The 24,368-nt window shown below is 52.0% G+C and carries 19 protein-coding genes; 7 read left to right on the forward strand and 12 right to left on the reverse strand.

Annotated elements, in window-relative coordinates; all coding sequences use genetic code 11:
* Positions 1–178 precede the first annotated feature (178 nt).
* The 3 genes from ACO064_RS22485 (at position 179) to ACO064_RS22495 (ending at position 5,030) form a co-directional block, all read left to right on the forward strand.
* The gene (locus ACO064_RS22485; protein WP_421829467.1) at positions 179–1,564 is read left to right on the forward strand and encodes a sigma-54-dependent transcriptional regulator; all 1,386 of its coding nucleotides are present in this window, start codon (positions 179–181) and stop codon (positions 1,562–1,564) included.
* Positions 1,565–1,567: 3 nt separating this feature from the next.
* Positions 1,568–2,896: a sensor histidine kinase gene (locus ACO064_RS22490; protein ID WP_421829468.1), complete on the forward strand. Its 1,329-nt coding sequence runs from the start codon at positions 1,568–1,570 to the stop codon at positions 2,894–2,896.
* Positions 2,897–3,263: 367 nt separating this feature from the next.
* Complete coding sequence (locus ACO064_RS22495) at positions 3,264–5,030, forward strand: hypothetical protein (RefSeq protein WP_421829469.1); 1,767 nt, start codon at positions 3,264–3,266, stop codon at positions 5,028–5,030.
* A 48-nt stretch (positions 5,031–5,078) separates the two neighbouring features.
* Here ACO064_RS22495 and ACO064_RS22500 read toward each other — a convergent pair whose 3' ends face one another.
* The 4 genes from ACO064_RS22500 to ACO064_RS22515 all read right to left on the reverse strand — a co-directional run bounded on the left by ACO064_RS22500 (position 5,079) and on the right by ACO064_RS22515 (position 10,179).
* Positions 5,079–5,531, reverse strand: coding sequence for a DinB family protein (locus ACO064_RS22500; RefSeq protein ID WP_421829470.1), 453 nt, complete (start codon positions 5,529–5,531; stop codon positions 5,079–5,081).
* Positions 5,532–5,587: 56 nt separating this feature from the next.
* On the reverse strand, positions 5,588–8,584 hold the full coding sequence (locus tag ACO064_RS22505; protein ID WP_421829472.1) for a glycoside hydrolase family 3 N-terminal domain-containing protein: 2,997 nt from the start codon (positions 8,582–8,584) through the stop codon (positions 5,588–5,590).
* A 55-nt stretch (positions 8,585–8,639) separates the two neighbouring features.
* Complete coding sequence (locus tag ACO064_RS22510; RefSeq protein ID WP_421829473.1) at positions 8,640–8,813, reverse strand: hypothetical protein; 174 nt, start codon at positions 8,811–8,813, stop codon at positions 8,640–8,642.
* A gap of 130 nt (positions 8,814–8,943) precedes the next feature.
* The gene (locus ACO064_RS22515; RefSeq protein ID WP_421829474.1) at positions 8,944–10,179 is read right to left on the reverse strand and encodes a nucleoside recognition domain-containing protein; all 1,236 of its coding nucleotides are present in this window, start codon (positions 10,177–10,179) and stop codon (positions 8,944–8,946) included.
* A gap of 160 nt (positions 10,180–10,339) precedes the next feature.
* Here ACO064_RS22515 and ACO064_RS22520 point away from each other — a divergent pair, with 160 nt between their 5' ends.
* A complete protein-coding gene (locus ACO064_RS22520; RefSeq protein WP_421829475.1) occupies positions 10,340–11,005 on the forward strand; it encodes a M15 family metallopeptidase in 666 nt (221 codons plus the stop codon).
* An 18-nt stretch (positions 11,006–11,023) separates the two neighbouring features.
* On the opposite strand, the gene ACO064_RS22525 is transcribed toward ACO064_RS22520, so the two are convergent.
* On the reverse strand, positions 11,024–11,554 hold the full coding sequence (locus ACO064_RS22525) for a PolC-type DNA polymerase III (protein ID WP_114403925.1): 531 nt from the start codon (positions 11,552–11,554) through the stop codon (positions 11,024–11,026).
* 118 nt (positions 11,555–11,672) lie between these two features.
* Between ACO064_RS22525 and ACO064_RS22530 the strand changes: the two genes are divergently transcribed.
* Positions 11,673–12,584 carry a metallophosphoesterase family protein gene (locus ACO064_RS22530; RefSeq protein WP_421829477.1) on the forward strand — a complete coding sequence of 304 codons (912 nt, stop codon included), beginning with the start codon at positions 11,673–11,675 and terminating at the stop codon, positions 12,582–12,584.
* An 11-nt stretch (positions 12,585–12,595) separates the two neighbouring features.
* Here the strand turns inward: ACO064_RS22530 and ACO064_RS22535 are convergent, their stop codons facing one another.
* The 4 genes from ACO064_RS22535 to ACO064_RS22550 all read right to left on the reverse strand — a co-directional run bounded on the left by ACO064_RS22535 (position 12,596) and on the right by ACO064_RS22550 (position 16,884).
* A complete protein-coding gene (locus tag ACO064_RS22535) occupies positions 12,596–13,957 on the reverse strand; it encodes an amidohydrolase family protein (protein ID WP_421829478.1) in 1,362 nt (453 codons plus the stop codon).
* Positions 13,958–14,105: 148 nt separating this feature from the next.
* Entirely contained in the window at positions 14,106–14,966 is an 861-nt protein-coding gene (locus ACO064_RS22540) for an oxidoreductase (RefSeq protein ID WP_421831051.1), read from the reverse strand.
* A gap of 84 nt (positions 14,967–15,050) precedes the next feature.
* The gene (locus ACO064_RS22545; protein ID WP_421829479.1) at positions 15,051–15,953 is read right to left on the reverse strand and encodes a helix-turn-helix domain-containing protein; all 903 of its coding nucleotides are present in this window, start codon (positions 15,951–15,953) and stop codon (positions 15,051–15,053) included.
* A gap of 130 nt (positions 15,954–16,083) precedes the next feature.
* Positions 16,084–16,884, reverse strand: a complete 801-nt coding sequence (locus ACO064_RS22550; protein ID WP_421829480.1) for a hypothetical protein — start codon at positions 16,882–16,884, stop codon at positions 16,084–16,086.
* 305 nt (positions 16,885–17,189) lie between these two features.
* Here ACO064_RS22550 and ACO064_RS22555 point away from each other — a divergent pair, with 305 nt between their 5' ends.
* Positions 17,190–19,331, forward strand: coding sequence for a TIM-barrel domain-containing protein (locus ACO064_RS22555; RefSeq protein WP_421829481.1), 2,142 nt, complete (start codon positions 17,190–17,192; stop codon positions 19,329–19,331).
* A 196-nt stretch (positions 19,332–19,527) separates the two neighbouring features.
* Here ACO064_RS22555 and moeB read toward each other — a convergent pair whose 3' ends face one another.
* Positions 19,528–20,673 carry a molybdopterin-synthase adenylyltransferase MoeB gene (gene moeB, locus ACO064_RS22560; RefSeq protein WP_421829482.1) on the reverse strand — a complete coding sequence of 382 codons (1,146 nt, stop codon included), beginning with the start codon at positions 20,671–20,673 and terminating at the stop codon, positions 19,528–19,530.
* Between the two features lie 209 nt (positions 20,674–20,882).
* Between moeB and ACO064_RS22565 the strand changes: the two genes are divergently transcribed.
* Positions 20,883–21,383 carry a DinB family protein gene (locus tag ACO064_RS22565; RefSeq protein WP_421831052.1) on the forward strand — a complete coding sequence of 167 codons (501 nt, stop codon included), beginning with the start codon at positions 20,883–20,885 and terminating at the stop codon, positions 21,381–21,383.
* 100 nt (positions 21,384–21,483) lie between these two features.
* Here the strand turns inward: ACO064_RS22565 and aspS are convergent, their stop codons facing one another.
* Together aspS and ACO064_RS22575 are read right to left on the reverse strand one after the other, a co-directional pair.
* Positions 21,484–23,253, reverse strand: coding sequence for an aspartate--tRNA ligase (gene aspS, locus ACO064_RS22570; protein ID WP_421829483.1), 1,770 nt, complete (start codon positions 23,251–23,253; stop codon positions 21,484–21,486).
* Positions 23,254–23,326: 73 nt separating this feature from the next.
* Positions 23,327–24,364 carry a glycosyltransferase family 4 protein gene (locus ACO064_RS22575; protein ID WP_421829485.1) on the reverse strand — a complete coding sequence of 346 codons (1,038 nt, stop codon included), beginning with the start codon at positions 24,362–24,364 and terminating at the stop codon, positions 23,327–23,329.
* Positions 24,365–24,368: the final 4 nt, after the last annotated feature.

Raw genomic sequence — 24,368 nt, forward strand, 5'->3', positions numbered from 1 at the left:
CACATGCGGACAAGTTTTGTCCGAAAGCGGACACGGACAAAACCGCCTTATCTTGCCGTGCTGTTTCTTCCGGATAAGCCGTTTTGCAGCGAACCGACAGACTGCCTATCTTTAGGCGGTAAACGAACATCCCGACTGGAAAAAACCGCACTGTTTCTGGCCCTGTATTGAAAATTTTATGTCGAAACTTCTGATTATCGACGACGACGTCGATGTGTTGAGTGCCGCCAAATTGCTGCTCAAACGCCATTATCCCCAGGTTGATATTGAAAAGAATCCCGAGAGAATTCCGTTTCTGATCACCAACGGAAGCTACGATCTCGTGCTGCTCGACATGAATTTCCAGCGCGACAACAGCAGTGGCCGCGAGGGCTTTCTGTGGCTCGACCGGATTCTGGACATTAAACCCACCACGGCGGTTGTGTTGATCACGGCCTACGGCGACGTTGAAATGGCGGTGCGGGCCATCAAATCCGGTGCCCGGGATTTTGTGTTGAAACCCTGGGAAAACGATAAGCTGCTGGCCACCCTCCAAAGCGCGCTCGACGGGCGGAAGGACGACAGCAACGGTCTGTCGAAAACCGGCAGCCCGGCCGGATCGGCGTCGGTTGGCGGCAAATCGCAAAACCAATCCAGCTACGTAGCCGTCAGTCCCTCCATGCGGCAGGTATTTGCCACCGTAGAGCGGGTGGCCGAAACGGATGCCAATGTGCTGATTCTGGGTGAGAACGGAACCGGAAAGGACGTGGTAGCCAGAGCCTTACACCAGCGGTCGCTCCGGCGTGACAAACCGTTTGTGAGCGTCGATCTGGGTGCTTTGAGCGATAGCCTGTTCGAAAGTGAGTTATTTGGCCACGTCAAAGGTGCTTTCACCGATGCCCGTGAAGACCGCACCGGGCGGTTTGAAGAAGCCCAGGGCGGCACGATTTTCCTGGACGAAATCGGCAACATTTCACTGCCCCAGCAAGCTAAACTGCTGACGGTTTTGCAACAAAGGGTGGTGACGCGCCTGGGAACGAACAAGCCCAAAAACATCGACGTTCGCCTGATTTGCGCCACGAATTCACCGATTTACCAGCACGTCAGTGACCGGTCGTTCCGGCAGGATTTGCTGTACCGGATCAACACCATCGAGATTCACATTCCGCCCCTGCGCGAACGGCCCGAAGATATTGTGCCGCTGGCCGAGCATTTCCTGAAGCAATACCGCAAGCAGTATAACCGCAAAGTTACTTCAATCAGTCCGGCCTTGACGCGGCAGTTGCAGCAATACCGCTGGCCGGGGAACATCCGGGAATTGCAGCATGCCATCGAGCGGGCGGTTATTCTGGCGCAGGGCAACGTGCTGGAACCGGAAGATTTTTACTTCGGCACCAGCACTCCGGCGGCTATTCCGACGGACAAGGATTTGCCGTTCCAGGAAAATCTTCAGATTGAAGACATGGAGAAGAAAATGATTCAGCAAGCCATGCAGAAGTACCACGGCAACATCACCGACATCGCCCGGGAACTGGGTCTGTCGCGGCAGGCACTATACCGCCGTCTGGAGAAATACGGACTCTGATTTATGAAACGATTCGCCACCGGCCTCTTTATTCGGATTACCATTATCCTGGCTACCTGTCTGCTGATCGCGTATGCGTGGTGGACGGTTCCGGCCAGCCGGTCGTTGCTGGTAGGAGTGGGCGTTATTGTATTGACGATTCAAACCGCCAATCTGCACCGCTACATCACCAGCCTGAACCGCAAGCTAACCCGGTTTATGGAGTCGGTACGGTATTCGGATTTTGCCGTAGCTTTCAAAGCCGATAGTGAGTTAGGGCCCAGCTTTAAGGAATTGAACCAGCAGTTCAACGAAGTGCTGGAAGCCTTCCGGCAGGCGCGGGCTGAGAAAGAAGCGAACCTGCATTACCTCAACACCATCGTTCAGCAGGTGAGCGTAGGGCTGATTTCGTTCGATATGGCCGGCAACGTCGAGATGACCAACCAGGCGGCTTTGCGTTTGCTGGGAATCTACAGGCTCCGCAATCTTTCTGATTTACAGTCGGTTCATACCGGTTTATACGATATTCTGACCGGAACGCCCAGCAGCACGCCCGCCATTTACCAGACCAGCTTCGAGCAGGAACTTTCGGTGCGCTGTGCCACGGTTAGCCTGCGGGGTCGTCCGGTCACGGTGGCCTCGATTCAGAACATTCGCTCCGAACTGCAGCAGAAGGAACTGGAAGCCTGGCAGAACCTGACCAAGGTACTGCGGCACGAAATCATGAATTCCGTGACGCCGATTGTCTCGCTGGTCGGCACCATGCAGCAGATTGTCAATACCGAACTGGCCGGGGCGGATACCGAAGCGGTCAATGACCTGCGCGAAGCCCTGACGACCATCGAACACCGGGGGCGTGGCATCATGCGGTTCGTGGATGCCTACCGCAATTTCACCGCCATTCCGCAACCACGCCTGGCCGAAATCTCCGTCGAGAACTTGCTCAAAAATGTCATTGCGCTGGTTCAGACGGAGTTGCAGCAGCGGCATATTATTTTGCAGGCTCCCCCCGTACCGTCGTACCTGATGATTTTTGCCGATGCCGGGCAAATTGAAATGGTGTTGATCAACCTGATCAAAAATGCGATGGAAAGTCTGGACGGACACCGAAAGCCGAAACTCCGGCTGGAAGTTAAATCGCAGGACAACCGGCTGATGATTTACGTTTCCGACAATGGGCCGGGCATCGAACCGGAAGCCATCGAGAAGATTTTTATCCCCTTTTATACCACCAAAAAAACCGGTTCCGGCATCGGTTTAAGCCTTTCCCGACAAATTATGCAGCTTCATAACGGGCAATTAAAAGTGACCTCCACACCCGGGCAAGGCAGCACGTTTTCAATGATTTTCTGATTAACCCGCCAGCTTGCTGATCAGTTCGCCGTATTGGTATTATATTTGCTTTTGCAAACATATATCAGTCGGGTTTATTATATTTACCCGAGTGATCGATCACGGTTATTCCTGATAGCCGTATTTTCTAGTTTATAAATTTCTATCCCGTTCGCCATGTAAAACCACTATCCACTGTTGTATGATATTAGCGATAAACTATTGCAGAATCTACCTCTTACCGACTTTTGAAAGATTCATTAATACGAAAATTGAGAATCAAACTATAAAAATCAGTTACGTATTACTTCTTTTAATTCTGACGTTTCCGTACCTGGATTTCGTCCATATACCGAGTGCCGGGATCGATAATTCATGGCGTATTGCGTTGGAGCTTAGTCAGGAAAAGAAACTGATCTGGGGGCAGGATATTATTTATACCTATGGGCCGCTGGGCCGCTGGCTTCAGCGGTATACGATTACAACCGGCCGGTTGGAGCTTTTGGCCGTGGATCTTTTCTTCGCGGTTAATTTTGCCGTTTTGCTTTACAATATGTTGCCTAATCCGCTCAGAATGTGGAATTTGGGTATCCATTTCTTCCTGTGGGCCCTGATCAGCAACATGTATGGGGAATGGGTGCATTTCCTGTGGTTTTATTCGGTAGTTTACTGGGGTGTTCGCTATGTCTACCGGCCGACGCAGGGTTTGCTCTACTACCTGTATGTCCTCTCCACCGTAAATTTTTTCATGAAGGCCAATTATGGCATTCTCATTCTGGTTTTTGTTGTTTCATTGTTGCTTTATATTTACTTGAGCAAGCAAAAATCGGGACTCTGGTTTCTCTATCAGGTAGCGATTCTACTGGCGTTACTGATGACGGGTGCTCATTTTTTGCACACCGATTTAGTGAAATACTTTATTTCCAGCCTGCATATAATCAGTGGTTATAACGAATCGCAGGCTCTTTATCCGGATAACAGGCTCAGGCTCGTACTGCTCTCATATGGAATGTATCTCCTGCAAATCGCAACCACCTTGCTCTACTTTTATACCATAAAGACATCCGCATACAAGCCTAAAAGTAACCCTTATGCCACCTTATTCAGCCTGGTGTGGTTGCTGATTATTTCTCTGGTTATCCTGAAGTATGCTTTTACCCGGGCCGATAGCGGCCACATAACGGTCTATATCAAGCAATCGAGCATATTGCTGGTGCTGATTATCGTTTCTGCAAAAGAAGACTGGATTCGGAAAACATTCTTTGTCTATTTACTTTTGAATGGCAGTTTTTATCTTGTTTTTTATGCGCCGGTTTTCGGGGCAATGTCGGTTAATTATACGACAATGTTTACCCGGAAAGTATACATTCTGACGCATTATTTTCAAACCGCATTAACGGAAAAGTATCCCGTTCCCAGGGCAACACTCCCCGCCCGGATTCGTCAGAAGATTGGAAATCAGACGACGGATCGGATCCCCAACGAAATTTCAGAAATTTATTTTAACGGATTGAATTACAACCCCCGCCCGGTTATTCAATCCTATCAGGCTTACAACTGGTATCTCGATACGAAGAATCGGGAGAAATATCTATCCAAAACCGCTCCTGACTGGATTGTCTACTCCTACGAAAGTATTGACGGGAAATACCCGCTTGCGGATGAGACGCAAACGCTGTTGGCGGTGTTGCAACGCTACCGCGTGGCCGACGAAGCCAATGGTTGTCTTTTTCTGAAAAAAACGGATGATATCCGGGCGTTGCAACTTGTCAGAAAAGAAACCATCGGGCTGCGGATGGGTGAACAACTCCATTTTTCGGGAGGAGACTCCCTGTTGCACGTCATCTATACCAAAATTCACTATTCCCTGTATGGAAAAATCCTGAATGTCCTTTTCCAGCCTCCACAACTGACTATGACCATTGGGGCAGAAAATAACCGGGCCGTTACCTACCGGGCGGTGCCGGTGTTACTGGAGAAGGGAATGGTGGTGAACGCCCGGGTCGATCATCTGGCGGATGCCAAAGAGTTTCTGGAAACGTCACAGGTTCGTAATAAACGGGTTACTTCTATTGCGTTTAATGAAAAAATCCGGTGGAAACCCGGATTCGACCCGGTTATTGAGGTGACTCGGCTGTCCTATCGCCTGAAATAATGAGGTTCTGCGGGGAGCCCCCAGCGACCGGAATCCAGCCCCGGCGGCTCAGTTCCGCGCCCAGAAAATGAAATCGGTCAACGGGGCCTGGTCGAGTTGCGGGCGAATCAACTGGACAATCTGCCCGCGGTGGTAGGCGGCATGATGGCTCAACTGCGTCAGAATGTCGATCAGGGGACTTTTGAAAGGCTGGCCGGTTGAGTTGGTATACGAAATAATCCGGTTCAGGTTGTCGTCCGATTCACTGTTCAGGAGGGATTTCAAGCGCTGGAAATTTCGGTCGGAGGTTTCGCCCATCCAGGCAATCGGAATGTCTTCCCAAATGGCGACGTAACTGATCTCACCCGTTATCCGCGACAGCCAGATTTGCTGGGCCGACAGAATATGCCCCATCAGTTGCACCGCCCGAAGCGGAGGACTGGCCACGCTGTCGAGCGCATCGATCACGGTTCGGTTGGCCCACTGCTCGTAGTCAACCAGGCGAATCAGGTAGTTTTTCATCCGTAGCCGGGTGTTTTCCGCATTAGTCAGCACAAAAATACGAAATGGATTCCTTTTTACGGCGTCATCAGGATACTCGCCAGATTGGACGTTGGTCCCCGCCGAATCGCTTCGTACAACGCATCGGCGATGTTCGTCCGCACGCCCATCGTAATGAGCTTGGTGTGGCTCCGGCTCGGATAAACGCGGTTTGACATGAACACGTAGGAGGTGTTGTATTGCGGGTCAACCCAGATAAAGGGTCCGGTAAAACCGGAGTGTCCGAAACTCTGTGGACTGGCGTATTTAGGCGCATTTCCCGAATATTTGAACGTCGGCTTGTCGAAGCCCAAACCGCGCCGACTTCCTTTTTCCGGGAATTGATAGCGCGTAAATTCCGTGATGGTGGCCGGACTGACGAACTGCTTACCACCGTAATACCCCTTCTGCAAATACATCTGGACGAGTTTCATCAAGTCGTTGGACGAGCCGAACAAACCGGCATGGCCCGAAACACCGCCGAGCATGGCCGCTCCCTCGTCGTGTACGCGGCCCCAAACCAGCGTTTTGCGAAACACCGAATCGTATTCCGTCGGCACCATACGCGGCAGGGGATAAAACCGCAGCGGGTTGAACGTCAGCGTGGTAGCCCCCAGTGGTTCGTAGACATTCTGCTTCAGATAATCTTCAAAGGGTTGGTGCGTCATTTTTTCAACAATCTGCGGATACAGGATGAACGACAGATCGCTGTAGACGTAATCTTTTTTGGCACTGACCGGCGAGTCGCGAATCGTTTCGAAAATGGTTTTCCGGTATTTTCGGTGCATGAACAGATTATCCGTAATCTCTACTTTGTACGGGCCGTGTTTTTCGTCGTCAAACGTATGGTCTTTCCAGGTACCGTCGGGATTTTTGGTTGCGGTCCAGAAAGCAATGGAAGCCTTTAAACCCGCCTGGTGGGCCAAAACGTCCCGCCAGACCAGATTGGCCTTGTTCGAATGTTTGAAATCCGGCAGGTAGTCGCCCATGGTTTTGTTCAGATCGAACTTGCCTTCGTCTACCAGCCGCATCAGTGCCAGCGTCGACGTGCTGATTTTGGTTACGGAAGCCAGATCGAATAAATCGTCTTCTTTCGTCGGGGTCAACCCTTCGTAGGTGTGCGTTCCGTAGGCTTTCCGGAAAATTACCTTGCCGTCTTTCGCCATTTCTACGACGCAACCCGGTGTTGCTTTTTGCTCCATTGCTACTTTCACCAGCGAATCGATCTTGGCCGTCAGGAAATACGAATCGACGCCGACTTCTTCCGGAATGGTGTATTTCAACCGGGCAATGGCGGGCGTGGTAATGCCATCGTTCAGTTTGAATTGCGAATTGACCGTAACGGGCAGTTTGCCTTTTGCCGGAATGGCGCCAAAAATCAGTTGGGCGGCCAGTTCTTCCGTAAATTGAGTAAGCTGGTAGGCCATAATCAGACCTTTGGCTTTGTCCAGCCCTTCGAGTTTATCCAGCGCATAGGGGTTGCCAAAGACCGAGACGACGGCTTTGCCGGTTTCGCACAATTCTTTCAACAGCGCGACGGTTTTGGGCGTAACACCGTATTGAACCGCCGGGCGAATGTTGCTCAGATGTACGCCTACGAGCAGCAAATCGTACTGTTTCAAGTCGTTCCGAATCCGCTCAACGGTCGTATCTGCCGTTGTAGCTGCCAGATTGAAATGATCGATGGCCGTATAATTGGCGAGCATTTTCTGAAAATAGGTTTCGTTCGGGGCATCCAGCGAAACGGAGGCAATCCGTTTGGTACTCAGATTCAATACCGGAATGATGGGTTCTCCCGACGGTTCTTTGTCGTTTTTCAACACCGTCAGGGCTTCTTCCGTCAGCAGGCGATTAATCAGATTGGACTCAGGTTCGTTCAATTCCCGAACAAGGTTCATCAGGTTGACGGGTTTGTACCGATCCAGCCCGGCCCAGGCTTTGGCCGCCAGCACCTTGCGACAGCGGGCGTCGACGTCCGCTTGCAAAAGTCGCCCGTCGGCAATGGCCTGTTTGATCTCCGCAATGGCACGTGGGATGTCGAGGGTGTATTCGAGCACGTCCATACCCGCTTCGATGCCCATTCGGTCGGCTATCCCGGACGGAAAATATTTCGTAACGCCCTTCATATTCATGGCGTCGGAAAAAACCAGACCGCCAAAACCGAGTTCGTTTTTCAACAAGTCAGAAACCACCCGGCGCGAAAGCGTGCTGGGCAGGTTGGGCGTGGAGTCCAGCGCCGGAATGTTCAGGTGAGCAATCATGACCCCGGAAGCCCCCGCATCGATCAGTTTCCGAAACGGAAACAGTTCCAGCTCGTCCAGTTGCTGGCGGTTTTTCGAGATCAGGGGCAGGTCGTAGTGCGAATCCGTACCGGTATCACCGTGGCCGGGAAAGTGTTTCAGCGAGGTCAGCAAACCGTTGTCCTGCATGCCTTTCATGTAGGCCAGCGCCTTGCGGGCCACCGATTCTTTGTCTTCGCCAAACGAACGGAAGTTGATGACCGGGTTGTTGGGGTTGTTGTTGACATCGGCTACCGGGGCAAAATTGATGTGAATGCCCATCCGCTTGCTTTGGCGGGCCACGGCGGCACCCATTTTATAGATCAAATCGTCGCGTCCCTGAATGGCCCCCAGCGTCATTTGATAGGGAAACCGCACGGTGCTGTCGAGCCGCATACCCAATCCCCACTCGCCGTCGATGGCAATGAGCATCGGGACTTTCACGACGGTTTGCAGCCGGTTGACCAGCCGCGCCTGCCGGATCGGGCCACCCTGAAAGAAAACCGCCCCGCCAATCTGATGCGTTTGAATCAGTGCCATCAGCGAATCTTCGTAGCCTTTGCTGCGGTTGGAAAAACCGGCTACCATGATCAGTTGGGCAATCCGCTGGTCGGGCGTCAGGGCGTTAAAAACCGAATCGACCCAGCGCGGATTTGCTTTCAGAAAGGATGGAACCGTCTGGGAATAAGCGGATTGAAAGGAGACTAGAAAACAGAGCGTACAAGCCAGCAAACGTAAGCGGACGGAGAAAAGCATAAGCGATGGATTCCTGTTGATACAACGGTTCAGCAAAAGTAACAAAATCAGGGGCTTATTTGCTGCGGTTGTTGCGAGCCGCCTGCGCCTTTTGCGCCTGTTCACGTTCGTATTCCTGGCGGTGGCGTTTTTCGGCCGAGAGGTTGCGGTATAAGCCGTTCAGAACGTAGATGTCGTCCACTTCGTCGATGAGCAGGTGCAACTGTTCGCGTATTTCGTTGATGTTCATGCTTCTATTTCGCTAGCCCTCGGATTGCATTCGGGGTTATCCAGAGGCAACCCCTTCGGGGTTGAAGTCTGGCGATAAATAAATGGATGTTTACACATAGAACGCTGCTTCATTCATTTTGTCACGTTGCTCAGTGAAAAAAGAAGTATCCCAGCGCAATTCCGGCGATGACACCGGCGGCATCGGCAATGAGTCCGGCGACGATGGCATACCGGGTTTTCTTGATGCCGACCGACCCGAAATACAACGCGACGATGTAAAACGTCGTATCGGCGGCACCCTGAAAAATGCAGGACAGCCGACCCACGAACGAATCCGGGCCGAACTCCTTCATGGCGTCGATCATCAACGCCCGCGACGCGCTGCCGCTCAGGGGCCGCATGAGTGCGACGGGTAAGGCATCCGTGAAATCCGTGTTGACGCCCGTCAGTCCGATCAGGTATTTCATCCCGTCCACAATGTAGGCCATTGCTCCGGAATTCCGCAGCGCACTGATGGCAACCAGCATCCCGACCAGATACGGAATAATTCGGACGGAGGTTTCAAAACCGCCTTTTGCGCCCTCGATAAACGTGTCGAAAATATCGACTTTCTTTCGCATCGCACCGAGCAGAAATGCCACGATGATCACAAACAGAATGACGTTACCGACGACTTTCGAAATCTGCTCGATTTCCTCCTTCGGCAACGACGACAAATACCACAACGCCAGCGCGAGAAAAGCCGTGATTCCGCCCAGCCAGCCCATCACCAGCCCGTTAAACAGGTTGATCCGTTGTTTCAGGGCAACCAGAAACATACTGAAAACCGTGGCTACATACGTCCCGATCAGGCAGGGAATGAAAATATCGGAGGGGTCTTTGGCCCCCAGAATGGCCCGTTGCGCCATGATCCCCAGCGGCACGATGGTCAGCCCGGACGTGTGCAGCACCAGAAACATGATCTGGGCGTTGGAAGCGGTTTCTTTCTCCGGGTTCAGTTCCTGCAAACTCTGCATGGCTTTCAGACCAAAGGGCGTGGCCGCATTGTCGAGCCCGAGCATGTTGGCCGAAAAGTTCATGATCATCTGCCCGTTGGCGGGGTGGTTTTTCGGCACTTCCGGGAAGAGTTTGTTGAAAAAAGGGCCGATGATGCGCGCCAGAAAATTGATGGCTCCGGCTTTTTCACCAATGTTGAGCAGACCCAGAAAAAAAGTCATCACGCCCGCCAGGGGCAGGGCAATGTCCATCACCGCCGTCTTGGAGGAATCGAACAGCCCCTCGACAATGACTTTGAAAATCTCGGTATCGCCCAGAAAAATTAATTTAAAGAGCGCAATCAGAAAGGCAATCAGAAAAAAAGATACCCAGATGTAGTTGAGGGCCATGTTTACACGTTGTTCGTAGCAAAATAGGGGGTTTTTCGTTATTTCGCAACGAATTAACGCTGGTTCCCTCTGATGTTCTCTGATTAACTCTGAGAAACAGTTAAAAGAGTTGTATCGCAGAGTTAAGCAGAGAACATCAGAGTTTATCAGAGATTGTATAATGAGAAACCTCGCTTTGTTTCTTTTGTTATTTCCCCGGCTTCTTCTCGCTCAGGGGAAGCTGGAGCAGGCCATGATTCGGCAGGGGTTGGTTGATATTCAGACGGTTGATCGAACAATTCTGGTCGAGTTGAAATATTCTACGACCGATAATTTTGTAGGGAAAGACGTCTATGGCGATCTGACGCGGGCGTATTTGCAACCGATGGCGGCTCAAAAACTGGCGAAAGCGAGCAAACTTCTCCAGCAAAAACACCCGGATTTGCGCCTGTTGGTCTACGATGCCACCCGGCCCCGCTCAGCGCAGTGGGATTTGTGGAATACGCTGAGCCACCTGCCGCCGAACGAACGGGGGAAGTACGTTTCCAACCCGCGCAACGGCTCGGTTCATAACTACGGCTGTGCCGTCGATCTGACGCTGGCGACCCAGGCCGGAAAACCGCTTGATATGGGAACAAAATTTGATTACTTCGGCGAATTGGGACATCCCGATAAAGAACTTCAGCTATTGAAAAAGGGGAAACTGACCCAAAAACAGGTGGAAAACCGGCGGCTGTTGCGCTCGGTAATGCGAACGGCGGGCTTCTCGTCTCTGAAAACCGAGTGGTGGCATTTCAACGCCCTGTCCCGCGCCGAAGCCAAAAAGGGATATAAAATCGTGGAATAAGGCGGAAACCGGTGGCACCTAAACGCTGACCCGCCAGGTTTTGATCAGTCCGTGCATATCGTTCATCAGCAGCAACTCGAAAAGTTTTACCGTTGCGGCTGCATCGCCGTCGGCGCGGTGGCGGTTTTTGACCGGAATTTCGAGCGAACGACACAATTTACCGAGGCTATACGAAGGCAATCCCGGGAAAATCCGGCGGCTGAGCTGCACGGTGCAGAGCCGGTGACGCTCGAAGGGCAAGCCAATCCAGGCAAATTCTTTTTTCAGAAAACCGTAGTCGAACGGCGCATTGTGGGCCACAAAAACCGCCCCTTCCGTTACCCGCGCAATGTGGTGAGCAACGTCGGCAAAGTCGGGCGCTTCCTGCACCATCTCGTCCGAAATACCGGTCATGCGGGCAATAAAGGGCGGAATGGGGCAGTGAGGGTTCAAAAGCGAATGAAAGCTATCGACTACCTCAACACCATCATACCGAAAAATGGCCACCTCTGTCAGACGGGTTTGTCCACCGATTCCCCCCGTCGTTTCTACGTCAACAATTGAAAACATCGTTTCGCAAGATACACTATTTTCTTTTTTCAGTAAGATTTTGGGGAAGGATGCCCGAAAATAAGGTTGCAAAAGGAGGACGTTGCGAAAGTGACTCCCTAATGCTAAACAACCTGCCATGAACCGTCGCGAAGCACTTGCCTCCCTCGGGCTGTTGACCACCAGCCTGAGCACCTCCGAACTCCCCGAAACCTACCGGCGAAAACGCGTGTTGCGGGTGGCGCATCTGACCGATATGCACATGATGCCCCGAGCCAATGCCGAAGTCGCGCTGGCGAAGTGTTTGCACCGCCTGCAGTCGATGAAAGACCGCCCGGCGTTTATTCTGAACGGGGGCGACACGATCATGGACGCCCTTTCGCGGGATAAAAGCACCGTGCGGAAACAGTGGAACGTCTGGAACCGGATCATCAAAGCGGAAAATTCACTGCCCATTCATGCCTGCATCGGCAATCACGATGTCTGGGGCTATAACGGTTCCCAAAAAGATCCGCTCTACGGCAAGGCGTGGGCCGTGGAGCAGTTGGGACTGGCCAACCGGTATTACAGTTTCGACCACAGCGGCTGGCATTTTGTGGTCCTGGACAGCACACAACCCCGGCCGGAAGGCGGCTGGTATACGGCCCGGCTTGACGAAAAGCAGCGCGACTGGCTGGAAAAAGATCTGCGGAAAACCGATACGAAAAAACCGGTGCTCATTCTGTCGCACATTCCCATTCTGTCGGCGTCGGTGCTTTCCAACCAACGGGTGCAGAAAAACGGCCGTCGGGAAATTTCGGGCGGTTTGCTGCACACCGACGCCCCGGATTTGATCCAGTTGTTTCACAAACGTTCCAATGTAAAAGTCTGTCTGAGCGGCCACACGCACCTGCTCGACCGGGTCGATTACAACGGTGTGACGTATCTCTGCAACGGCGCACTTTCCGGCGACTGGTGGGACAAACCGACCTACCACGAAACCCGCGCCGGTTATGCCCTCATCGACCTGTTCGACGACGGTTGGGTCGAGCGGACGTATGTATCTTATTGAAAAGGTGGCTTTCAGTTCTTCTCCAGCTTCTTCAGTTCCTTCTGAATATACGCTTTCGACAGCCAATTGGTCCCGATCATCACGCCTTCGATGTTTTTGGTCTGGCTGATGTCTTTCAGCGGGTTGCCACTGAGCAAGACCAAATCCGACACATTACCGGTTTTGATGACGCCCGAATCCGGTTTTTTGAAGTACGAAGCCACATTGACGGTTCCGGTGCGCAGGGTTTCGTAGGGCGTCAAACCGGCTCCGACGAGGTACTTCATTTCGTGGTGAATCGAAAAACCGGGTACGTTGAAAACCTGGGGCGCATCGGAACCCAGGAGAATATCGACGCCGTTTTTCTGGCATTCGTAGAGGATTTTCCGGCGCATCTGGATGTACTTTTCCGCGCGTTCTTTCGTGAATTTCGGGTTGTTGTTGTAGTTGTTTTTGGTTCTCGTCCAGTTCTGCACCTCCTCCGGTTTCATGTATTTCATCTCGGGGTCCTTCGTGAATTCTTCCGCCGGCAGGGGCGAAAGCCAACGCTCGGCGAGGGCTTCGGTCGGAACCACCCGAATGTTCTGGTCGCGCAGGCCTTTCACCAGTTTCGGGATCATCGCCGGGTCGGCGCGGTAGCCAATCCAGGAGCCGAACAAACCGGTTTCCTGCTCCACCAGCGTGTCGGAACCCGGCGTAATGGCTTCCATAAAACTGTCTAAATGATCGATGGAAGAATAACCCGCGTCGATCGCCATCCAGGCGCCGACATTGAACGAAACGTGACCGACAAACGGAATGCCGACTTCCTTGGCGGTTTTGGCAATGGCTGGAAACGTTTCTTTGGTTAAACCGGGGTGCAATTTCAGAAAATCATACCCGGCGGCTTTCTGGTCGCGCACCATCTTGGCCCCCTGCTCCGCCGACTTGACGGTTTGCCCGCTGAACGACGGGCCGGACGCGTAAAAATGAGGTCCCAGAATGTCACCGCTGTTGATTTTGCTGCGGAGTTCGAGGTGTCGGGGGTGGCCCAGCATCCCGCGAATGGTCGTAATGCCGTTGGCCAGATACAACATCAGCACTTCCTTCATTGGCTCAATGTCGTCGATGGGCGGCACGTGGGCGTGGATTTCGGCCCAGCCGGGCGTCAGGTATTTTCCTTTGGCATCGACCACCTGGGCGTCTTTGCTGTATTTCACTTTTCCTTCTGCGCCCATTGCCGTAATCCGGCCATTTTTGACCACCACGGTCTGGTTTTCCAGAACCCGTTCCTGATCCATCGGAATAACGTTGACCGATTTAAACACGATTTCTTTCTGACGATTGCTGACCAGTTCCTGCGCAAAAACCGATGGCGTCAGGAGGATGAGGAGAAGTGACAAGAGGCTGCGCATGATCTGACCGGGTTTGGAATAGCTGGATAGGGGAACACTGGCCGGTGAGTAACCGATCAGGCGTTTAAAGTACAAAAGCGTTCGGAGATTTTGATAAACCGCCGAACGCTTTTTGCACTTTAAACCCGGATTTGATGGAGATGAACTGTCAGGCCGTTGCCTTTTCCGCTTCAAAACCCGTTGAAACCGTCACGTCTTTCCAGGTTTCCAGGTCGTTTTGAACCGCGTTGATTTTTTGGTATGCCAGATCATACGCGTCCTGACCCAAAAATAAATGCAGGGGCGGATTGGCTTCTGATGCGATCCGGATCAGGGCGACAACGGCTTTTTCGGGATCGCCCGGCTGGTTGCCGTTGATCTGTTGTTGGTGGGCCTGCTGCGAATTTCGCACTTCCCTGTACGCGTCGATCTGGTTTTTAGGAACCCCTAATGAGTTGGAAGTCAGAAAGTCTGTGCGGAAATAACCGGGTTCGACCACGGTAACGTTAATGCCCAGCGGTTTGGCTTCGGCCGCGAGTGATTCCGAAAACCCTTCGACGGCAAACTTGGTGGCGCAGTAAATCCCGAAACCGGGGAAGGCACCCGTAAAACCGCCAATGGAGGAGATGTTGATGATGTGTCCCGATTTCTGTTCGCGCAGATAGGGCAGGGCTTTCCGAATGACGTTCAGGGAACCGAAAACATTGACGTCAAAATTTTCGCGGGATTCCTCGTCGGTCAGTTCTTCGATGCTGCCGAGCAAACCGTAGCCGGCATTGTTGACCACCACATCGATTTGACCAAACTGATCGACGGTTTTCTGAATCGCTTCGGCCACGCTGGATTCGGTTTTCAGATCGACCGCCAGGGGTAGAAAACGGTCGTCGGTTGGGCCAACGGCCCGGCGCAGATCGTCCAGATTCCGGGAGGTGGCGGCTACCTGATACCCATCTTTTAACAATTGTTTTACCAGCGAAAGTCCCAGGCCTTTCGAGGCTCCGGTAACAAACCATACTTTTTGCGTGCTCATCATTTTGTTTGTTTTATGATGCAGCAAAAGTAGGCCGGTTTGGCAGGCCGGGCATTGCGGTTTTCAAACCGATCCTTGCGAAATTCAAACAGTGCGAAAGGCCGAGGGCGTCAGGTGGGTGTGTTTCTTGAAAAAGTTGTTGAAATGGGCCGGTTCTTCAAAACCGAGGGTATAGCTGATTTCGGAAATATTCCAGTCGGTGTGCTTCAGTAACGCCTTCGCTTCACTCGCCAGGCGTTCGGCGATGTGGTCGGTGGTCGTTTTGCCGGTGGTTTCGCGGATGGAGCGGTTGAGGTGGTTGACGTGTACGGCAAGCTGGTCGGCAAAATCCTTCGCCGACCGCATCCGGAACCGTTGCGAAGGCGATTCGATGGGAAACTGCCGTTCGAGCAGTTCCGTGAAAACGGCCGTAATCCGGGATTTTGCATCCGTATGCTGGTAGAGTGTTTCGGAGGGCTGCATTTTCAGCGCATAATGCACCAGTTCCGTTACGTAGTTTCGCAGCAGGTCATATTTATACAGATAATCCGAATTGATTTCAGCAAGCATTTTCCCGAATAACTGGCTCACCTGCTCATCCTGAACGATGTTCAGAACGTAAGCCGGTTTGCCGCCAATGGCATACATCGGCAGCTCGTTCAGGTTGCCCCGTATTTTTTCGGTAAAAAACGCTTCCTTGAAAATGCAGAAAAAACCGCTGGTATCCTCCGACAGCGATTCCCAACTGTAGGGCACCTGCGGGTTGAAAAACATCAGGGTCGTTCCGTTGACTTCCAGGCTTTTATCCGCGTAATGATACACGTTCCGGCCCCGGATCAGCGTGACTTTATAAAAATCCCGGCGGCTGTACTGGACCGGTTCTTTCCCTTCGCCAATGCAATCTTCCAGCCTGAATACGTTGAAATGCCCCCTGTCCTGTTGCAGGTTTTCGGGCAGCCAGTTGAACTTGATCTGATAAAAATCTTCGAGCGATTCTGGTTTTGACATAGTGCGAAGTTACAAAATTCAAACCAGATTCAAAATTAGGAGAGTTGCTTAGGATTGCCTGGAAAGTCAATGTCGATCCTTGGGTGGTGTAGACACTGCCCGAGGATTGGAAAGAGAAAAAGGATGAGTTTTACGGACAGGTAATCTTATAACCCGTAATTACTACGTCCGTACTGGTTAATTCGTTAGCTGAATTATATAGTTTTCTGAACCCTACACGATTTTTGACGTTTCCATTCTGATCATAAATATATTTATAATCAGTGATTGAAGAATACCCTGTTCCACTTGACTTTCCAATATTGAATTTTTCCTTAATAAGCAGATTACGGTTTCCTTTTCCGTTAAATATAGGGTTCGGGCTCGGTATTTTATTAGGCTGCGTTAAATCATATTCGTATTCGTAGGTTTGCTCAGTACCAGACTCTGTTCTTACGGCCTTTGTTACATTACCATCCGTAATGGTTTTATATAAATGCCAGAGATAAGCGTCACTATAATAAATTTGATAACCTTCAGAATCAAACTTACTCAAAGCGCTTGAAAAAAAACCTTGCGAATCTAGATTGAAGATATTCGTAGCCGACATGGAGTAAGGTAAGTCGGGGTCCGGAATACTGGTCCATTTGACAGCATTCGGCAGGTATTCGTAGAGAGAAGTAAACTTATGCTGATCGTCATATTGTTCAATCATTCGTCCTTGTTGGTCATACTTATAAAAAAGAGATGAGGTAGTTTTTATAGGGATTTTTTGACCTTCAATCTCCAGAATCTCTTCTAGATTAGATCCATCCATAACTTGGTATTGTTCAGAAACTTTAACAAGTAAACAGTTTGAAGTTAAAGGTTGCAAATGATCTTGCACCGTACAGGAACTAAACAAAAGAACAAAGCTTGCCAGCAGCAGGCAGGATTGAGTAAAGAGTTTCATCGTAATCTTGGAAATGAGTGTATGATAGACGAAATGACAATTCTTCGGTAAAGACACCCAAAATGCGTAGAACGTTGGAAATGCCTTGAGAAAAATAATGCATAAAAATGCAATGTTATTAGGACGCTGGAAAATCAAATAAGTAACATCGTTTTCTGTTTTTTTTCCGGGGGAAATGATCCTGGGTTGACAAATCCAGTAGAATACGGTAGCCGATTTGCAATCGGCGTTTTTACAATTTAATTGGTTTCAGGAGTAGAAACGTGGCCTTCCCCATTTTCTCAAAAAACACCCATCGTTTCCCCATGAAACATCTCCGTATCTTTCTCCTGACGGTTTTTCTGGCCACCAGCGTTGCCCTCCGCGCCCAAACCATCTGGACCGAAACCGCACCCGGCGTCTGGAAATTGTCAGTTGGCAAGCCGGAAGCCTATAACCTGCTCACGGCAGCCGGTGTTCAGCCCAACCGGGCTGCGCTCGAAAAATTGGGCAAAACCGCTTTCCCATTGCCCAAAGACGATATTTCCGTTCGGGTTCTGGATGGAAAAACCTATCTGCGGTTTCCGCTGGAACTCGGGGAACAATTGTACGGTTTTGGCCTGAACTTCCAGACGGTTCACCAACGCGGCAAGATTCTTACCCTGCACATGGATCATTATGGCAACCGCGACAATGGCCGAACGCACTCACCCACACCGTTTTACGTTTCGTCGAACGGCTACGGGGTTTTCATCAATTCGGCCCGATACATTACCGTCTATGCCGGTTCAGGGGTTCGACAGGATAGCAAAAATCCGCCCCGGGCCCAGGACCGGAATACCGACAAAGGCTGGTCGGCGCACCCGTATTCCGATGCCGTCGAACTGCTGGTTCCGGCCGAGGGGGTTGAGGTGTACGTATTTGGCGGTCCCAAACCGATGGAAGTGGTGCAGCGATTTAACCTGTTCAACGGGGGCGGTTGCCTGCCCCCGCGCTGGGGCCTGGGGTTTACACAGCGCGTTCACCGGCTATACACCGCCGATAGCGTCAGGAAAGAAGCCGCCGAGTTTGAAGCCCGGCAGTATCCACTGGATTTCATCGGGTTAGAACCCGGCTGGCAAAGCAAATCGTATCCCTGTACCTTCGAATGGGACAAAACCCGGTTTCCCGATCCGGCCGGTTTTGTAAAAGACATGCTGACCAAAAATGTCCGGATTAACCTCTGGACCAACCCTTACGTTTCGCCCGACGCGTCGATTTACGCGCAGATCAAACCGTTTACCGGCTCACACACGGTTTGGGTGGGAGCCGTGCCCGATCTGACGATTCCGCAGGCGCAGGCGATTTACTGGCGTCAGTTTGATAAAGATCACGTCGGAATTGGCGTAAGCGGTTACAAGATCGATGAGGTCGATGGCAACGATTCGTGGTTGTGGCCCGATGTGGCCACGTTTCCGTCGGGGATCAGTGCGGAGCAGATGCGGCAGACCTACGGCTTGCTGGTGCAGAAGCAAAGCACGGATTTGTACCATGCCCGCAACACCCGAACCTACGGACTGGTGCGGGCGTCCAACGCGGGCGGTTCGTCGTTTCCGTACGTGATTTACAACGACAATTACAGCCACCAGGATTTCATTACGGGCCTGATCAACAGTGGTTTTGCCGGGGTGTTGTGGACGCCGGAAGTTCGTGCGTCCAAAACCAGTGAAGAATGGTTGCGCCGGTTTCAGTCGGTTTGTTTTTCGCCGATGGCAATGATCAACGCCTGGGCCGATGGCACCAAACCGTGGTCGTTTCCGGACGTGGCCGGGCAGGTGAAGGCTGTGGCCCAACTGCGGATGCAGATGATGCCGTACTGGTACACCGAATTTGCCAGGTACCACTATGAAGGCATTCCGCCGTTCCGGGCATTGAACCTGGAAGACGGTTTTATCGAGAAGGTGGAAAAGCAAACCACCGTGACGAACCTGGGCGAAAATCCATATCAGGAAGCCAGTACGAAGGAAATTAAGGACCAATATATGGCGGGCGATCAGTTGCTGGTGGCACCGATGTTTACGGGGCAGACGTCGCGGAAGGTAATTTTACCGAAGGGCAACTGGTATGATTTCTACACCGGGCGGTTTGCCGGTGCCGGTGAGGTGATTACGGTGACGCCGGGCCTGGACAAGATTCCGGTTTTCGTGAAAGATGGTGGTATTATTCCGATGATGCCTCCGCTCTTGCATGCGCCCAAACCGGGTCAGAAAGTCGACCTGGAAATCCGTCATTACGGCCAAAAACCGGCTCAATACCGACTCTACGACGACGATGGCGAAACCTTCGATTACGAAAAAGGCCAGTTTAGCTGGCGACTGATTGAGGTTGAAAAGCAGAAAAACGGCACGCTGAAAGGCCGGATGTCGGCGGCTGAAAAAGGAAAACCGGATACGGTGGGGAAGGTGACGTGGCGGTTTATGACGGATTGAGCGACAGCGCCGGGTTTTGACGAGCGTTTTTCATTTGAATTGGGATGTCTGTTTTGGATAATTCAAAGAGAATGGCTCAAGCGGTGTTTCGGTGAAGATGCTCAAACCGCGACCTGTGATTCCGCAATGGTTTGAAGGAAAACGAAGCTCCGACCAACCATTTTTAGCCGTTTAAGTCGTCAGAATCATCCAATAATCAATACACCTCCATCTCCGGCTGCACATCGCGCGCCCAGCTGTTGATGCCACCCTGGAGATTCATGAGGTTGGTGAAATTGAATTCTTTTTGCAGGTAATCCACCACATACTGGCTGCGGATACCGTGGTGGCAATAGACCACCACCGGCCGGTCGATGGGGATGCGTTTGACATTGTTGGCGATGATATTGACCGGAATCAAAACCGCATTATCGAGGTGGCAAATGTTGTATTCGGGCCGCTCACGCACATCCAGCAGGAAAATATCTTCGTCCTGTGCCAGTCGCTCGGCCAGTTCAGTGGCGGTGATGGTTTTGCGAACGTCGGTTTTGACGGCAACCCGCTGGCCTTCTTCCCAGGCGTTTTGGGCCGCAGCTTCGGCATCGAGCCGACGGCGAACGCGGATTTTCTGGAACGACATCGCCAGCAAATCCACCATCAGCAATTCTTCGTTCAGCAGGTGGCCGATACCGGTGATGAGCTTGATCACTTCATTGGCCTGATAGGTGCCGATTACCCCCGGCAAAACCCCAATGACCCCCGTTTCGGCGCAATTCGGAATCTCCATCTGATTCGGGAACTCGGGGAACAGACACCGGTAGGAGGGACCGCGCCGGACTTCTTCGGGTTGTACGTCCGACGCGGCCAGCCGGGCGTTCAAAACCGCAACCTGGCCCTCGAAACGGTGAATGGCGCCGTAGATAAACGGTTTCTCCTGCATCACGCAGACGTCGTTGACCAGATAACGAACGGTAAAATTATCAGTGCAATCCACCACCAGATCATACTCCTCGATCAGCGAACGCGCATTGGAACGGTCGAGTGCATACGCATAGGAGTTGAAACTGATTTCGGGATTGATTTTTTTGAGTGAATTTACGGCAATCGTAGCTTTGGGTTTGCCCACCTGCTCGGTCGTATACAAAACCTGCCGTTGCAGGTTGCTGATGGCAACCGTGTCCGGATCGATGACGCCAATCGTGCCGACGCCGGCCGCCGTCAAATACAACAATACCGGGCAACCCAACCCGCCTGCGCCCACAACCAGCACACGAGCCTGTTGTAATTTCAGTTGGCCTTCCACGCCAATTTCGGGAAGATTCAGGTGTTTTTCGTAACGGGCGTATTCTGCAGGTCGGAGCATAGTCGATTTGTTGTTGAGTTACCGCACTACATTTTAAACGAAAAAGCAATTCGATTTACATTTTGCGTTCATAATTTATTTTACGACATCTCCTTAAGTAGAATTCCTGACTTTGGACTTGCAAACCTGCTTAGGCGGTTTAACTTTGATACTCAAACCATTACCTTTTCGTCATGAAACAAAAACTTGGATTTACGGCCTTTGCCCTGATGCTCTGGATGGCATTCAGCGGTTTTTCGATCAAACCCAAAACCGTTGCCCAGATGACGACGGAATGGCAGCGTGCCAAAGAGTTTACGAAGGAATACCTGGACGCCATGCCGGAAGACGGGATGGGCTACAAACCGACGCCGGAAATCCGGAGCTTTGCAGAACAGATGCTGCACTTAACCGCAGCAAACTACAATTTCACGGCGGCAGCAACCGGGAAAGCCAACCCCATGCAGGGCAAAAAGCTGGAGACGATGGATGAATTGAAATCGAAAGCCGCCCTGACGAAAGCCGTCATGGACAGCTACGATTTCGTGCTGGAGGGCATTAAAGGACTGAGCGATGCACAACTGGCCGAAAATGTGAAGATGGGCCCGCGCGAAATGTCCCGCGAAACCGTGTTTGCCAAAGCCTTCGAGCATCAGACGCACCACCGCGGCCAAGCCACGATTTACATTCGGATGAAGGGAATCAAACCGCCGAATGAGAAGCTGTTTTAGGGGAAAATTTCAAATGTAAAATGATGAATGCTAAATGTAAAAGGGCCTGGTTATGAAGCCCTTTTACATTTAGCATTCATCATTTTACATTTGAAATTAGTTACTTTCTCGCCACCGCAATCTGCAACTCATCCAACTGCCCCTGGGCAATGACGGAGGGAGAGTCGATCATGACGTCGCGGCCCGAGTTGTTTTTCGGGAAAGCGATGAAATCGCGGATGGAATCGGCACCGCCGAAAATGGAGCAAAGCCGGTCGAAGCCGAAGGCAATACCGCCGTGGGGGGGAGCGCCAAACTCGAACGCATCCAGCAGAAAGCCGAACTGCGCCTTGGCTTCTTCGGGCGAGAAACCGAGCAGATCGAACATGCGCGACTGCAAATCCCGCTGAAAAATCCGGATGGAACCACCACCGACTTCGGTGCCGTTGATCACCATGTCGTAGGCATTGGCCCGCACGGCACCGGGATCGGTTTCCAGGAGTTGAATATCTTCCGGTTTGGGCGATGTAAACGGGTGGTGCATCGCAAACCAGCGTTTTTCTTCTTCGCCGTATTCCAGCAACGGAAAATCGAGCACCCACAACGCACTGAACGTGTTGGGATCGCGCAAGCCCAGACGGTTTCCCATTTCCAGACGAAGCTCGCTCAGTTGTTTGCGGGCCTTGTTGGTTTCGCCCGACATAATGAGCAGCAAATCACCCGGTTCGGCCTGGAACTGGACCACCCAATGTTTCAGATCTTCTTCCGAATAAAACTTGTCGACCGATGATTTGACCGTTCCGTCTTCGTTATACCGCACGTAAATCAATCCTTTTCCACCGATCTGCGGCCGTTTGATGAAGTCGGTTAGTTCGTCCATCTGCTTGCGCGTATAGTGGGCGCAACCTTTGGCGTTGATTCCGATCACAATTTCCGCCGAATCGAACACCACGAAGTTCTTGCCCGACGTCAGGTCGACGGTATCGAAAGCGCCTTTCAGTTCGACGAACGGCATCCCGAAACGCGTATCCGGTTTGTCGGAACCATACAGTCGCATGGCTTCGGCGTAGGTCATCCGGGGCACTTCGTCCAGCCCGATTCCTTTTACGGTTTCAAACAGGTGCCGGACCAGCCCCTCGAACATCTGAAGAATATCTTCCTGCTCGATGAACGACATCTCGCAGTCGATTTGTGTGAATTCCGGCTGACGGTCGGCGCGGAGGTCTTCATCGCGGAAACACTTGACAATCTGGTAATACCGGTCGAATCCCGACACCATCAGCAGTTGCTTGAAGGTCTGGGGCGACTGCGGCAGGGCGTAGAATTCGCCGGGATTCATGCGGCTCGGCACCACAAAATCGCGGGCACCTTCCGGCGTCGACTTGATCAACACCGGCGTTTCGACTTCGATAAAATCCTGGCCGTCCATATAAATCCGCGTTTGCTGGGCCATTTTATGACGCAGTTCGAGGTTTTTCCGAACGGGATTCCGGCGCAGATCGAGGTAGCGGTATTTCATCCGCAGGTCGTCGCCCCCGTCGGTTTCGTCTTCAATCAGAAACGGCGGCAGTTTGGCGGGATTCAGTATTTCCAGCTTTTCCAGCCGGATTTCGATGTCGCCCGTTGGCAGATTGGGATTTTTGGATTTGCGCTCGATCACTTCGCCGGTGGCTTTCAGAACGAATTCGCGGCCCAGCGTCCGAACCATCGCAATGGTTTCCGGGTCGGTTTTGCCTTCTTCGAGCAACAATTGGGTCAGGCCGTAGCGGTCGCGCAGGTCGATCCAGATCAGACCGCCTTTGTCGCGGATGCGCTGCACCCAGCCGCAAAGAATAACCTGTTTAGTAACGTGTTCGATGCGAATTTCTCCGCAGGTATGAGTACGTAGCATACTGCTAAAATGGTTCAATAAGCCGCAAAGGTAGCCAAAGTATGTCCGCCTATCAAGCCGATGGTAAAATCGATTACAACACTTCTGAATACAACTTCCAATACTGTTGGGCCGCCCGTTCCCAGCTAAACCGGGCGGCCTGCTGCCGGAGCCGGTCGGCGCGGAAGGGATTGGCGCGGAAATCGTTCAGGCCGTCGAAAATGGTTTCCGCCATCGACTCCGGTTCTTCCGAATCGAAATAATAGGCATCCTTCCCACCGATTTCGGGCAGACTCGTGCGTCGCGACAGGAAAACCGGCTTGCCATAACTCATGGCCTCGACCACCGGCAGACCGAATCCTTCGGAAAGCGACGGAAACAGAAACGCATCGCAGGCCTGATACAAGCCGTTTTTGGTCGCTTCGTCGACGGCACCGGTCATAATCAGCCGATCCGCAATGCCGAGTTGTTGCGCCTGTTTTCGCAGGTGGGTGGCATACGGATGACCGTCGGGTCCGGCCAGCACCAGTCGCCATTCCGGGAAGGCTTCGAGCAGCGGCAGGAGCGTGTGCAGGTTTTTCCGGGGATGAATGACGCCGACAAACAGGAAAAACGGAGCTGAAATGTCAACAGCCTGCGAAATGGAGCGATTGTGTGAGTTTCCGTTGTAGATGACGCCAAGCGGAATATCGGTCAGTTTGAGGTGCTGGCGGACGACCGAAGCCGTATACGCCGAGATCGTGGTCAGGGCCGAGGCCCGGTCGACTTTACGCTGTAGAACCGCCAGTTTACGGGCTTTTTTTGCGTCGTCATAATCCGGTCGTTCCAGAAAATTAAGATCGTGGATCGTCAGAATCAGGCGGTTTTTTTTCGAAGCGGGCAGAAACCGGGAATCCTGGTGCATACAATGCCAGATGTCATAGCGGCCGGGTGTATACCATTTCTGCCACCAGGTTGCCGTTTGGTAAGCGACATCCGGCCCGAAAATGCCCTGCTGCCCTTCCAGAACCAGAAACGTGAGCTGGGCGGAGTCGGGTCGCTGCCGCACCAGTTCCAGGCCCAGTTGCAGGCAGAATTGTCCCAAACCGCTGTTTAAATCCCGAAGACGTTCGGTATCGAAGAATAAATTCATGCTG

The organism is Larkinella sp. (assembly GCF_965227735.1).
GTDB lineage: Bacteria > Bacteroidota > Bacteroidia > Cytophagales > Spirosomataceae > Larkinella.